The organism is Sphingomonas sp. CV7422 (genome assembly GCF_027945725.1).
GTDB classification, from domain to species: Bacteria; Pseudomonadota; Alphaproteobacteria; order Sphingomonadales; family Sphingomonadaceae; genus Sphingomonas; species Sphingomonas kyungheensis.
Genome location: NZ_CP115900.1, coordinates 1345517 through 1358576, shown reverse-complemented (window position 1 = coordinate 1358576; position 13060 = coordinate 1345517). Strand labels below are relative to the sequence as shown.

Here is a 13060-nt window from a genome sequence, read left to right as displayed (position 1 = left end):
TGTTGCGGTACGGTTCCGGACCGATGCGCGTGGCAGCGGCGGCGGCCCGCCCCCTGCCCGCGATCAGGCCGGCAGGGGGCGGGCGCCGCTTATCGATCGCACCGGATCGGGGCCCGGCGACGGCCCGCCCTACAGATCCACCGCGTAGAGCGCATGGTGGGTAAGGATGAACAGCGTCTTCTGCCCCGCCCCGCCGATCACCAGTTGCAGCGGCCGTTCGGGCACGTCGATGCGCCGCGTCTGCGTGCCGTCGGGCGCGTAGACGAACACCTGCCCGTTGGCGACGTAGAGGTTGCCCGCCGCATCGCGCGCAACGCTCTCGCCGCCGCGATCGGCGACCACCTTGAGGTCGGTGACCTGGCCGCCCTCGCCGACGAGACCGCTGTAGGTGCGGTTCTCCGATCCGTTGGTCAGCGTCACCCGGCCGCCCTGCGGCGCCGCGACGAAGCCGTAGGAATCGAGCGTGTCGGACCAGCGCCAGCCCTGATGATCGTCCGGCCCCTGGTTCCAGACGCGGAACGCCGGCAGCACCAGCGATCCGTCGGGCGAGACATATTCCTGCGCCTTCGCCTCGCCCATCTTGCCGGTGAAGAAGGCGCTGAGCGGCGGGTAGCTATAGGTCTTGGGGTCGATCCGGTCGGCGAATTCACCGTTCGCCCAGACGTTGACCGGCAGCAGCGTCGCCGCCTTGCGCCCGGCGCGCACCGGCGTCGGCGGGATGACGCGGACCGCGGCCGGATCGCGCGGATCGATGCTGTAGACGCTGCCGTCTCGCCCCGCCGACGACAGGACGAGCAACGATCCCGACCGGTCGACCGCGAGATTGACCGGATCGAGCGGCGCGTCGGACACCGTCGTCAGCCCCTCGCCCGCCGACCAGCCATGGATGCGCTGGAAGAAGCGATCGATGAAATAGAGCTTGCCGTTGGCATCGGTCGCCGCGCCGGCAATCGAATAGAAGCCGTCCGCGAGCTTGCGCACCCCCGCGGAGACGGGGATCGCCGGTGCGGTCGCGGCGCTGGCCGGCGCGGCCGGCACGTCGAGCCGGGCGAATTCGCGTTCGCGCACCTCCTGCTGGCGCGTCATGTCCTTGATCGCATTCTCGAAGGGGAATTTGCTCGCACGCGTATAGGTGCCGCAGCCCTTGGCATCGCAGCTCGCAAAGCCGCTCTCCGCATTCACATGGACGTTGCGGAAGCGGATCTCGCCCGAATTGTACAGCCGCACCGCGGTGTCCATCGGCTTGATCGTGCGGGTGACGCGATAGCCGTGGTAATTGGCGAACAGGATGTTGCGCGAGTTGCGGAACTCGGTCGACACCGCATTGACGCCGTCGCGGACCTCCTGCTCGGTCTGCGGCGCAAGGAACTCCCAATTCTCGACATGGTCGAGGACGATCTCGTGGCGATAGTGATGCTCGGCCGACAGTTCGTAGACATGGCCCGGCGTCTTGGTGTTGGAGACGTAGAATCCCGCGGAGGCCAGCGTGTTGGGCGACCAGAGCGCGGCGAAGGTGCCGCCGCCGCCGTCGGTCACCCAGATGCTGGGATATTGGCCGTCGAAGCGCGCGCGCGGATCGCCGAAGCCGATCGGGCTGCCCTTGGTCAGCACGGTGCCGCCGCCGCCCTGGATCTTGACGTCGTTGACCATCGACCGCTCGCCCGCCTTCCACAGCAAGGCGGTGGCGCGCGGATTGACGCCGCCGGTCCACAGGCCGAGGCCGTGGACGATCGCATTGCCGCCCTTCGCGCTTTCGATCAGCGCCTTGGCGCTGCCGACGCCCATGAAGGCGGGCGTCTCGTCGGGCAGATAGACGTGGGTGAGGCTCGGGTGGAGCGCGATCAGCACGCTGTCGGGGCGCAGCCTGATCGTATCGGTGACGCGATAGCGGCCCATCGGCAGGTAGACGACGCGATGCGTGTCGATCGCGCGTTGCAGCGCGGCGGTGTCGTCGGTGGTGTCGTCGCCCCTGACGCCGAGGTCGTGCGCATTCGCCCAGGCCTTGACCGGCGGCAGCGCCGCGATCGCCGGCCTGGGCCGGGCCGGCACCCGCGCCAGCGGCGCCATCGTCACGTCGGTCGCATAATCGCCGATCGTGCCGAGCCCGGCGAGCTTCAGCCCATAGGAAAAGTCGCTGACCCGATAGCGGGCACCCTTGCCCGCCACCGTCGCGCCGCTGTCGCGGAAGCGGGCGAAGGTCGGCGTGTTAATGCCGATCGCATTGTCGAAGCCGATCTGGGTGAACACGCTCTTCTCTTCCGAGATCAGCACCGCGGTCTGCGAGACGTTCTCGAAGCGGACGTCCTTGCCCCACAGCGAATCCGAATAGCCGCGGTCGATCTCGATACCGACTGGCGTGTCGCGGATCGCGACGTTGACCAAAGTCAGATCGACCTCATGCTCGCGGATCGCAGCATCGCGCTGGCCGCTGAAATCGCTGTCGATCAGCGTGAACTGCCAGGCGGGCGAGGTCTTTTCCGACATGATGCCGTAGCGGCCGCCAAAGAAGCGCAGGTCCTCGAACTCGTTGCCAGCCTGATAGACGCCGGCGAGCCCCGATCCGATATGGAAGTCGGCATGGCGGATATAGCCGTGCTGCGCGACGCGGAAGCGGACCGCGACCGCGCCGGCATTGCCGGCCCCGATGCGGAAATCGACGTTGCTGATCGCCGAATAGAAGGTGCTGGAGGTCGCGTCGAAGATCGCGGGATCGAACGGCACGCTGGTCCGCGGCGGCACCGGCGCCTTGCCGACGCGATACTGATCCTCGCCGGTGAAGGCGAGCACCGCCGCGACGCCCTCGCCGAAGCCGGCGCTATTGTCGCCGAGCACGATCTCCGGCCGGGTCGCGCCGACGCCGAAGATACGCACCGCCGAGCGGACGAAGATCGTCCGGCTGACCCGGTAGCGGCCCGAGGGCAGGAAGACGACGCCGCCCTTGCCGCCTTCCGCAGCCGCGTCGATCGCCTGCTGGATCGCGGCGCTGTCGTCGGCGCGGCCGTCGCCGACGCCACGCACGGTGATCGCCCGCTCGTCCTTGGGCGCGGTGAGATAGACGGAGGTCGTCGCCGCCACCGCAGGCGCGGGCGCGATCAGCGCCGCCGCGCCAAGCAGCCAGATATGCTTCAAGGCCAGTCTCCCCGGGGGTTCGATCGTGCGGCGCGACCCGGCGGGCCGCGTGAAAGGGTCAGGAGGCGCGGCGCGCCAGCGTCTGCGCGGCGAGCGCGACCTGCGTGCGGTTGCGCACGTTGAGCTTGCGCATCAGCGCGGTCATATGCGCCTTCACCGTCGCTTCGGCGATGCCGAGATCATAAGCGATCTGCTTGTTGAGCAGCCCGGAATGGACGCCGTGCAGCACCTTCATCTGCGTCGGCGTCAGCGACTCGAGCGTCGGCGTCACCCCCGGCGCAGCGGCAGTGCGCGGCGCGGTCTGGCGAGCGAGTGTGGAAGTCCCTTCCATCGTCATCCTCCCTAAACGGCCAACGGCCGGCGGACGTCCATGGCGGACGCTCCATCTTGGTCTTGCGAACCATTTGCATGGATTCGGTTAGACAGGTTTCTTGTATGATCCAGCTAATACGATGGGATCAAGCCTTTTTTCTTGCCGATCCGTAAAAACCTGTCCTACAGATAGCTTAGAAACGGCAGGCGAAGGCGTCGCCGCACAGGAGGGAGGGTGTCGATGCGGCACAGGCAGGGCAGCGCGGCAAGCGGCGCAGCGCCACGACCGGCAGGGCGCGGTTCCGATCGAATCGGCGCATGCGACCGTCACCGCGCGGTGGGCACGCCGACATGAGTGCCGCCGACATCCGCCTGATCGCCGCGGCGCTCGCCGGGATCCTGCTGGCGGTGGCGATGATCGTGCGCGGGCGGCTCCATCCCTTCATCGGCCTGTTGTGCGGCGCGTTTGCGGTCGGGCTGTTCGCCGGCCTGCCGTTGCCCGAGATCGCCAAGGCGGTGCAGAAGGGTGTCGGCGACATCATCGGCGGCACCGGCCTCGTCGTCGCCCTCGGCCTGTCGCTCGGCGCGATGCTGCATTTGTCGGGCGCCGCGGCGGCACTGGCGCAGGGCGCGTTGCGGTTGACCGGCGCGCGGGCAGCGCCGTGGGCGACACTCGGCATCGCCATCGTCATCGGCCTGCCGCTGTTCTTCGAAACCGGCCTCGTGCTGCTGCTGCCGATCGTCGTCGCCGCGGCGGAGGCGATGGCGGGGGACGATCCGGCGGCGCGCGACGGCGCCAAGCTGCGGCTGATCATGCCGGCACTCGCCGGGCTCGGCGTCGTCCATGCGCTGGTGCCACCGCATCCCGGGCCGTTGCTCGCGGTCGAGGCGCTCGGCGCGAACCTCGGCAAGACGATGGTCTACGGCATCCTCGTCGCCATTCCGACCGCGATCCTCGCCGGGCCGGTGCTGGCGCGCTTCGTCACGCCCGGCGTCCGGCTCGCGCCGCCGCTGCTCCACGATCACCGTCTCGATCTCGCCACACCGAACCGGTTCGCCTCGCTCGTCATCGTGCTGCTGCCGGTGCTGCTGATCGCCACCGGCGAACTCGGCCAGATGGCGCCGGGGCTGAAGGGCGCGGGCTGGCTGGTCGCGGCGAGCAATCCGGTGATCGCGCTGCTCGTCACCAACCTGCTCGCCCTCCCCCTCCTGTTCGGCCGGCGGCTGCGCGAGGCGAAGATCCAGGACGCGGTGTGGCACGAGACGATGGCCGCGGCCGGCGCGATCCTGCTCGCGATCGGCGCGGGCGGCGCGCTCAAGCAGGTGCTGGTCAGCGCCGGCCTGTCCGACCTGCTCGCCCGGCTGGTGCTGATGTATGCGGTGTCGCCGCTGCTGCTCGGCTGGCTGGTCGCGGTCGGCATCCGTCTCGCCGCGGGATCGGCGACGGTGGCGACGATCACCGCGGTCGGCATCATGCCCGGCGTCGTCGCCGGGTCGGGCGTGTCGCCCGAACTGGTGGTACTGGCGATCGGCGCCGGGTCGGTGTTCTTCAGCCACGTCAACGATCCCGGCTTCTGGCTGGTCAAGAGCTATGTCGGCACCAGCACCGCGGACACGTTCAAGACCTGGTCCCTGCTCGAGACGGTGATCTCGGTGGTCGGCCTCGCGCTGGTCGTCGCGCTCAGTTATGTCGTCTGACCGGCGGGAAAAGGAGCCAGAATGAGCGAAGTACGGCTGGTCGACCGCGCCTATACGGCGATCGTCGCGATCATCAACGACGATGGCCTGGCGATCGGCGATCGGCTGCCCTCCGAAGCGCGGCTCGCCGAATCGTTCGGCGTGTCGCGGACGATCGTGCGCGAGGCGCTCGCCCGCCTCGCCTCGGACGGGATCACCGCGGCGCGGCGCGGCGCCGGCTCCTATGTGCAGCGCCGCCCGTCCGAGCGGCTGAGCACGCATATGCCGATGGACGCGCTCGCCAAGACGCTCGGCACCTATGAGGTCCGCTTCGTGTTGGAATCGGAGGCGGCACGGCTCGCGGCGCAGCGGCGCTCGCCCGACCAGCTCGACGTGATCGAACAGGCGCTGGCGGCGCTGCGCAGCGCGCTGCTGTCGAACGCGCCGGCGCATGACGAGGACTGGCTGCTCCACCGCGCGATCGTCGAGGCGACGGGCAATTCCGCCTTCGTGCCGGTGTTCGACCATCTGCAGGACGAGGTGATGCGCATCCTGCGCGCCGGCGTCGACATCTCGCGCTCGCGCCCGCCCGAGGTGATCGGCGCGATGATGGACGAACATGACGCGATCGTCGATGCGATCCGCGCGCGCGATGCCGACGGCGCGGCGCTGGCGATGCGCTGGCACCTGTCGCAGGGGCGCAAGCGGCTGATGCCGTGAGCCGGGCCGGACCGACCGAAATCGGCGCAGACTCCCCTGTTTCAGCCGCTTGGTCTGACCCTGTCGAGGGGCCCGAGACTCACCGCCCTTCGACAGTCCTAGTGCGACCGGCGGGATATCGGATCGGCTCCGAGGATCGCACCGTGCTGCGCATCGATCCACGTCAGCGCCTCGGCGGCCAAGGTCTCGACCGGCCGCGCCGCATCGAGCGTCACCGCCGCCTCGTCGCTGGTCGGCTTTTCGAGCGTGGCGAGCTGGCTGCCGAGCAGGCTGGGCGGCATGTAATGGCCCGAGCGCGTCTCCATCCGCCGCGCGATCTCCGCGGCGCCGGTGTCGAGCAGCACGAACAGCAACGGCACCGCCGAGGCGGCGGACAGGCGTTCGCGATAGCTGCGCTTGAGCGCCGAACAGGCCGCGACCGCGACGCCGCCCGCGCTTGCCAGCGCCGCCTCGCCGAGCGCCGCGCCGAGCCGGTCGAGCCACGGCCAGCGATCGTCGTCGGTGAGCGGATGGCCCGCCTGCATCTTGGCGACGCTGGCGGCGGAGTGGAAGGCATCGCCTTCGAGCACCGGGCAGGCGAGCGCGCAGCCGAGCCGCGTCGACAGGGTCGACTTGCCGCTGCCGCTCACGCCCATGACGACGACGGCATATGTCCGCCCTGCTTGCCTTTGCACCGGCTACCTTTGCGTTCGACGCCGGCTGAGCGCCGGCGTGCGGATAACGCTGCTATCCCGCGTCCGTGCCCGGCTGACCATTACGACCTTTGTCGCAATCGTCGCCTGCCGCAGCCGCTCCTACTTCGGACGCACCGGCGCTCCGGCCCCGTTTTGACAAGGAATTCGCCGTGATGACGATCAGGCCCCGCGCGGCGCGCCGCCTTCCCCCCGTCGCCATGCTGCTGCTCGCCGGCACCGCCGCGCCGCTGTTCGCCGCCGCGCCGACGCCATCGGTGTCGAGCCTGACCGCCGCGCCGGCCGATCCGCGCGCCGTCACCGTCGCCGCGACGGGCGACGGCATCGCCGACGACGGCGCGACGATCCAGCGCGCGATCGACTCGGTCGCCGCGCAGGGTGGCGGCGGCATCGTCTTCCTGCCGGAAGGGCGCTACCGGATCACCCGCACGCTGTTCATGCGACCGGGTGTGCGGCTGTTCGGCGTCGGCAAGCGGCGGCCGGTGATCCTGCTCGCGGCGAACACGCCCGGCTTCCAGACCGGGGTCGGCAGCATGGTGTTCTTCACCGGCACGCTGCCGACCAAGCCGGGTGAGACGCCGCGCGTGGTGCCGGTGCCGCCGCCGACCAGCGTGCCGTTCGATCCCGCCATCGCCGACGCCAATTCCGGCACCTTCTATTCGTCGATGGCCAACGTCGACTTCGTCATCGGCGAGGGCAATCCGGCGGCGACCGCGGTCCGCTTCCACGCCGCGCAGCACGCCTATCTGTCGCATATCGACTTCCACCTCGGCTCCGCGCTTGCCGGCATCTATCAGGTCGGCAACGTCGGGCAGGACCTGCGCTTCTTCGGCGGCCGCTATGGCATCCTCACCGAAAAGCCCTCCCCCGCCTGGCCGTACACCTTGCTCGACGCGACCTTCGAGGGTCAGCGCGACGCGGCGATCCGCGAGCATGAGGCGGGGCTGACATTGGTCAACACCGTCTTCCGCAACGTGCCCGTCGGGATCGAGATCGACCGCGGCTATGGCGACTGGCTGTGGGGCAAGCAGGTCCGGTTCGAGAATGTCGCCAAGGCCGGCGTCATCATCAGCAACGAAGGCAATGCCTATACGCAGATCGGCTTCGAGGATGCGACCGCCACCGGAACGCCGGTGTTCGCGCGCTTCCGCGACAGCGGCCGGACGGTGGCAGGCCCGGCGGCGCGCTATCGGGTGCGCGCCTTCACCTACGGCCTGACGCTGCCGGCGCTCGGCGCGATGGGGACGTTCGCGACACGAATGGATGCGGTGCCGCTGACCGGTGGCGCCAAACGGCCGGCGCCGGCGATCCGCGCGCTGCCGCCGGTCGCGAGTTGGACCAACGTCCGCGATCTCGGCGTCACCGGCGACGGCAGCACCGACGATACCGAGGCGCTGCGCAAGGCCATAGCGAGCCGCAAGGTGCTCTATTTCCCCGCCGGCTTCTATCGGGTCAGCGACACGCTGACGCTGCGTCCCGACAGCGTGCTGATCGGCCTCCACCCCAGCCTCACCCAGATCGTGCTCGCCGACGACAGCCCCGCCTATCGCGGCATCGGCGCGCCGCATGCCCTGATCGCAAGCGCGCGCGGTGGCGACGCGATCGTCTCCGGCCTCGGCCTCGCCACCGGCGGACGCAATCCGCGCGCCACCGCCCTGTTGTGGCGAGCGGGCGAACGCTCGCTGGTCGACGACGTCAAGTTCCAGGGCGGGCACGGCACCTTCCGCGCCGACGGCAGCCGCTTCGATCCCTATAACGCCGATCACAGCGGCGACCCCGATCCGCTCCAGCGCTGGGACGGGCAGAACGCCAGCCTGTGGGTGACCGACGGCGGCGGCGGCACGTTCAACGGGCTGTGGACGCCGAGCACCTATGCCTCGGCGGGCCTGCTCGTCACCGACACCGCCACGCCGGGTCACGTCTACCAGATGTCGGCGGAGCATCATCGCCGCGCCGAGATCGTCCTCGACCATGTGCGCAACTGGGAGTTCCTCGCGCCGCAGACCGAGGAGGAAGCGGGCGAGAGCCGCGATACGGTGGCGTTCGAGATCCGCAACTCGCGCGACATCCTGTTCGCCAATCTCCACGCCTATCGCGTCACCCGCTCGCTGCAAGCCGCACCAAACGCGATCACGCTGACCGGATCGAGCAACATCCGCTTCCGCAACGTGCATGTGAATGCGGAAAGCGGCTTTGCGACCTGCGACGAAGCCGGCTGCGGCACCTATCTGCGCGCGAGCAAATATCCGTACGAAAACGCGATCCGCGACATCACCCGCGGCGCCGAGGTCCGCGAGCGCGAATTCGCCGTACTCGATGTCGGCGACGCGCCGGTCGCCCCACCGTCGGCCGGCGTCGCGGTGACCAGGGTCGCCGAGGGCTTTCACGCTCTCGGCGGCGGCGCGGTCGATGCCGCGGGCGCGCTCTACTTCGTCGATCGGCCGATGCAGCGGATCCACCGCTGGACCGCCGGCGACGGGCTGTCGGTGGTCGCCGATGCGCCGCTCGACGCGGTCAACCTCGCGGTCGACCGGTCGGGCAAGCTGATGGTCCTGTCCTCGGCCGGTGCTGCGGGCACCGTCTACAGCCTCGATCCCGCCCACCCCGCCGCGATCACCGTGCTGCCCGCGACGCCGACCAGGCCGCATCCGCGCCTCGCCCTGCCCGCCAGCCTGTGGGTCAACGGCGAGTTCCGCGATCAATATGACCCCGCGACCGACCATTTCACCACGCTCGCCGAAATGTTCGCGCGCGACGTCGCCGAGCCCAAGGCGCGGGAATATGTCTCGCCCGACGGCAGCCTCGCGCTGCCGGCGTTCCGCGTCTGGCAGCAGGGGCCGGCGGATCATCGCGGCTGGCGCTTCTCCGATACGCTCGACACCTATGGCCTCGTCACCGCCAAACCCGGTGAGCGACTCTATGTGCCCAACGGTTCGGAAGACCGCACCTACAGCGGCCTCGTCGGCGCCGGCGGCGCGATCACCGGCCTCAAGCCGTTCGCGCCGCGCGGCGGCGAGAGCGTCGTCGCCGGCCCCGACGGCCGCGTCTACGTCGCCAACGGACAGATCTTCGTCTATGCCGCCGATGGCCGCGAGACGGGGCGGATCGACGTGCCCGACCGGCCGCTGCAATTGCTGTTCGGCGGCGCGGACGGGCGGACGCTGCTGATCGTCACCCACCACGCGCTCTACACCGCGCGTCCCTAGCGTTTGTTGCCGACATGCGCGGCAGCGCGCATGTCGGGGGCGGGTCCTGCCCGCGAAACGTGCATCTGCGCGTCTCGGGCGACGGCGCTACCATATGTCCCTGCCGGCTTGATCGACTTTGGTCGTAGATGCCGTCGCCCCCGTCTTTGCGTAAGCAGAAGCCAAGATCAGGGATCAGGCCGGAACGGTCGGCACTAGCCTGTCAACAAGGGGATGGATGATGAGCAAGGTCTCGCGCACGCGACGGCGTTTCACGGCAATGTCGGGTAGCGCTACCAGCGCGATGGCGCTCGCGGCGATGCTGATCGCGATGCCGGCGATCGCGCAGCCGCTGGTGCAGGACCAGTCGGCGGTGCCCGATTCGACCCGCTCCGCCGACCCCGCCGCGCCCGACCAGCTGACCAAGCCGACCACCACCACCGACGGCACCGCCGACGCACCGCAGGTCGAGACGCCGGCGAGCGACATCGTCGTCACCGGGACGCGCATCACCGCCAACGGCTTCAGCGCGCCGACCCCGACGACGGTGATCGGCGAACAGCAGATTCAGCAGAACGCCCAGTCGAACATCTTCAACACCGTCGTCCAATTGCCCTCGCTGCAGGGATCGACCGGCGCGACGACGGGGACGTTCAGCACCTCGAGCGGCCAGCAGGGTCTCAGCTCGCTGTCGCTGCGCGGCCTCGGCACGATCCGCACCCTCACCCTGCTCGACGGCCAGCGTGTCATCGGCGCCAACGTCACCGGCGTGACGGACATCAGCCAGTTCCCGCAATTGCTGATCAAGCGCGTCGACATCGTCACCGGCGGCGCCTCCGCCTCCTACGGATCGGATGCGGTCGGCGGTGTCGTCAACTTCATCACCGACACCCGCTTCACCGGCGTCAAGGGCAATCTGCAGACCGGCGTGACGACCTATGGCGACGATGGTCAGGTGCTGGCGCAGCTCGCAGTCGGCAAGGCGTTCGCAGGCGACAGGCTCCACGTCATCCTCAGCGGCGAATATGCCAAGGATCAGGGCGTCGGCCCGGGCAATTTCGGCGAGGACCTCGCCGGCAGCCGCGACTGGTATCGCGCCTCGACCCTGGTCGACACCGGCAACCGCGCCGGCGGCACGCCGCAATTCCTCTATCGCGACCATGCACAGGCCTATCAATATACGAAATACGGCCTGATCAGCAGCGGCCCGCTCCAGGGCACGGCGTTCGACGTCAACGGCAACCCCTTCCCGTTCCAGTACGGATCGAACGGCGTGCCGTCGAAGACCGCGGGCGGCAACGTCATCGGCTGCTATGTCGGCTTCTGCGTCGGCGGCGATCAGTCGGGCCACGTCGGCTCGGGCACGTCGCTGCAATCGGCGTTGCAGCGGATCAACGGCTATACCCGCGTCGGCTATGACATCGCGCCGGACACCGAGCTGTACGTCACCGCCAATATCGCGCAGGTCAAGACCAACAACCAGCCCAACCCCGGCGCCTCGAAGACCGGGCTGACCATCCAATGCTCCAATCCCTATCTGCCCGCGTCGATCAGCGCCGCCTGCGCCGCCAACGGCATCACCACCTTCGGCTATGGCCTCAGCAACGCGATCCTGCCGAACATCAAGGTCAACACCGATCGCCGCCAGTATCGCTTCGTCGGCGGTCTGAAGGGCAAGGCCGATCTGGTCGGGTCCAGCTGGACCTATGACATCTATTACGAGCACGGCATCAACATCACCGACATCAATGTCGACAACATCAGCCTGAACGGCCGGTACAACCAGGCGATCAACGCAACGACGCTCAACGGCCAGATCGTCTGCGCCAATGCGACGGCGCGCGCCAACGGCTGCCAGCCGATCAACATCTTCGGCGGTGCGACGCCGTCCGCCGCGGCGCTCGCCTATATCGTGCCGGAAAACGGGCCGTTCCAGCATACCCGCCAGACGCAGGATGCCGCCGCCGCCAGCATCTCGGGCACGCCGATCGACCTGTGGGCTGGTCCGCTCGCCATCGCGATGGGTGTCGAATACCGGCGTGAGGCCTATCGCGTGAATGCCGATCCGTACGGCGCCGGCGTCTCGGATATCAGCCCCAATTCGGCCGATTATCCCGCCGATCCGATCCTCAATTCGACGGTCGGCAGCAACTGGTATGCCGGCAATTACAAGAACGGCTCGGGCAAGTATCACGTCTACGAAAGCTTCCTCGAACTCAACCTGCCGATCCTCGACTCGGCGGCGCTGGGCAAGGCGAGCATCAACGGCGCGGGCCGCGCGACCAAATATTCGACCTCGGGCGTGATCTACGCGTGGAAGGTCGGCGGCACCTGGGACACGCCGCTCGACGGCCTGCGCCTGCGCGCGGTGACGTCGCGCGACGTGCGCGCGCCGAACCTGTCCGAACTGTTCGCCGCACCGACGACCACCACCGTTCCCAATTTCACCGATCCGCGCAAGACGACGGCCAATCCCAACGGGCGCCAGCTGCTGATCATCCAGAATACGATCGGCAACCCCAATCTGCGCCCCGAAACCGCGCGCAGCACCGAGGCCGGCATCGTCTATGCGCGGCCGTCGTGGCTGCCGGGGCTCAGCCTGTCGTTCGACTATTACAAGATCAAGGTCAGCGACGTCGTCTCCAGCCTGTCGGCGCAGCAGATCGTCAACCTCTGCTATATCTCCAACCTGCCGGACACCTGCGGCGCATTCAATCTCGACGTGCCGGTCGGCAGCAACCAGACCGCGTTCGTCAACGTCCAGTCGTTCAACCTCGCCTCGATCAAGACCGAGGGCTTCGACATCGAGGCGAGCTACCAGTGGCGCAATCCGCTCGGCCTCGGCGGCAATTTCACGCTGCGTGGCCTTGGCACCCATGTCATCAACTTCATCACCGATCCCGGCCTGCCCGGCACCATCCCGGTCGACAGCGCCGGCGCCAATTCGGGGGCGACGCCGAGCTGGAAGTGGCTGGCGGTCCAGACCTACGACAATGACCGGTTCAGCCTGCTGCTCCAGGAGCGCTGGTTCAGCGACGGCGTCTTCGGCAATCAATATATCGTCTGCTCGACCAACTGCCCGGTCTCGACCGCCAACAATCCGACCATCGACTACAACAAGATGAAGGGCGCCTTCTATTTCGACATCGGCGGCTCGCTCAACGTGACCAAGCAGGTCAGCATGTTCTTCAAGGTCGACAATCTGTTCGATCATGATCCGGAAGCCTCGCCGCAGACCAACACCGGGCTCGACGTCAATCCGGCGCTCTACGACACGCTCGGCCGCTTCTATCGTCTCGGCGTCCGCGCGCGCTTCTAAGCCGTTTCCCCTGCCCCCAACCTGCC

The 13060-nt window shown here is 68.6% G+C and carries 7 protein-coding genes; 4 read left to right on the top strand and 3 right to left on the bottom strand.

The features are described from left to right. Positions 1 to 129: 129 nt before the first annotated feature. Both PBN85_RS06605 and PBN85_RS06600 read right to left on the bottom strand, forming a co-directional pair. Positions 130 to 3129: a glycosyl hydrolase family 28-related protein gene (locus PBN85_RS06605; protein WP_271300514.1), complete on the bottom strand. Its 3000-nt coding sequence runs from the start codon at positions 3127 to 3129 to the stop codon at positions 130 to 132. A 58-nt stretch (positions 3130 to 3187) separates the two neighbouring features. Further along, complete coding sequence (locus tag PBN85_RS06600; RefSeq protein WP_081792838.1) at positions 3188 to 3460, bottom strand: response regulator transcription factor; 273 nt, start codon at positions 3458 to 3460, stop codon at positions 3188 to 3190. 332 nt (positions 3461 to 3792) lie between these two features. On the opposite strand from PBN85_RS06600, the gene PBN85_RS06595 reads away from it, so the two are divergent. Together PBN85_RS06595 and PBN85_RS06590 are read left to right on the top strand one after the other, a co-directional pair. Then, a complete protein-coding gene (locus tag PBN85_RS06595) occupies positions 3793 to 5139 on the top strand; it encodes a GntT/GntP/DsdX family permease (RefSeq protein ID WP_271300513.1) in 1347 nt (448 codons plus the stop codon). Between the two features lie 21 nt (positions 5140 to 5160). Continuing rightward, a complete protein-coding gene (locus PBN85_RS06590; protein ID WP_271300512.1) occupies positions 5161 to 5838 on the top strand; it encodes a FadR/GntR family transcriptional regulator in 678 nt (225 codons plus the stop codon). Positions 5839 to 5936: 98 nt separating this feature from the next. Here the strand turns inward: PBN85_RS06590 and PBN85_RS06585 are convergent, their stop codons facing one another. Next, positions 5937 to 6473: a gluconokinase gene (locus PBN85_RS06585; protein ID WP_081792822.1), complete on the bottom strand. Its 537-nt coding sequence runs from the start codon at positions 6471 to 6473 to the stop codon at positions 5937 to 5939. A gap of 212 nt (positions 6474 to 6685) precedes the next feature. On the opposite strand from PBN85_RS06585, the gene PBN85_RS06580 reads away from it, so the two are divergent. Together PBN85_RS06580 and PBN85_RS06575 are read left to right on the top strand one after the other, a co-directional pair. Further along, positions 6686 to 9736 carry a glycosyl hydrolase family 28-related protein gene (locus PBN85_RS06580; RefSeq protein WP_271300511.1) on the top strand — a complete coding sequence of 1017 codons (3051 nt, stop codon included), beginning with the start codon at positions 6686 to 6688 and terminating at the stop codon, positions 9734 to 9736. Positions 9737 to 9995: 259 nt separating this feature from the next. Beyond that, entirely contained in the window at positions 9996 to 13034 is a 3039-nt protein-coding gene (locus PBN85_RS06575) for a TonB-dependent receptor plug domain-containing protein (protein ID WP_271300510.1), read from the top strand. Positions 13035 to 13060: the final 26 nt, after the last annotated feature.

Coding starts and splice junctions, on each gene's coding strand:
- PBN85_RS06600 (WP_081792838.1), bottom strand. CDS start 3,460: ATGGAAGGGACTTCCACACTCGCTCGCCAGACCGCGCCGCGCACTGCC.
- PBN85_RS06595 (WP_271300513.1), top strand. CDS start 3,793: ATGAGTGCCGCCGACATCCGCCTGATCGCCGCGGCGCTCGCCGGGATC.
- PBN85_RS06590 (WP_271300512.1), top strand. CDS start 5,161: ATGAGCGAAGTACGGCTGGTCGACCGCGCCTATACGGCGATCGTCGCG.
- PBN85_RS06585 (WP_081792822.1), bottom strand. CDS start 6,473: ATGGGCGTGAGCGGCAGCGGCAAGTCGACCCTGTCGACGCGGCTCGGC.
- PBN85_RS06580 (WP_271300511.1), top strand. CDS start 6,686: ATGACGATCAGGCCCCGCGCGGCGCGCCGCCTTCCCCCCGTCGCCATG.
- PBN85_RS06575 (WP_271300510.1), top strand. CDS start 9,996: ATGTCGGGTAGCGCTACCAGCGCGATGGCGCTCGCGGCGATGCTGATC.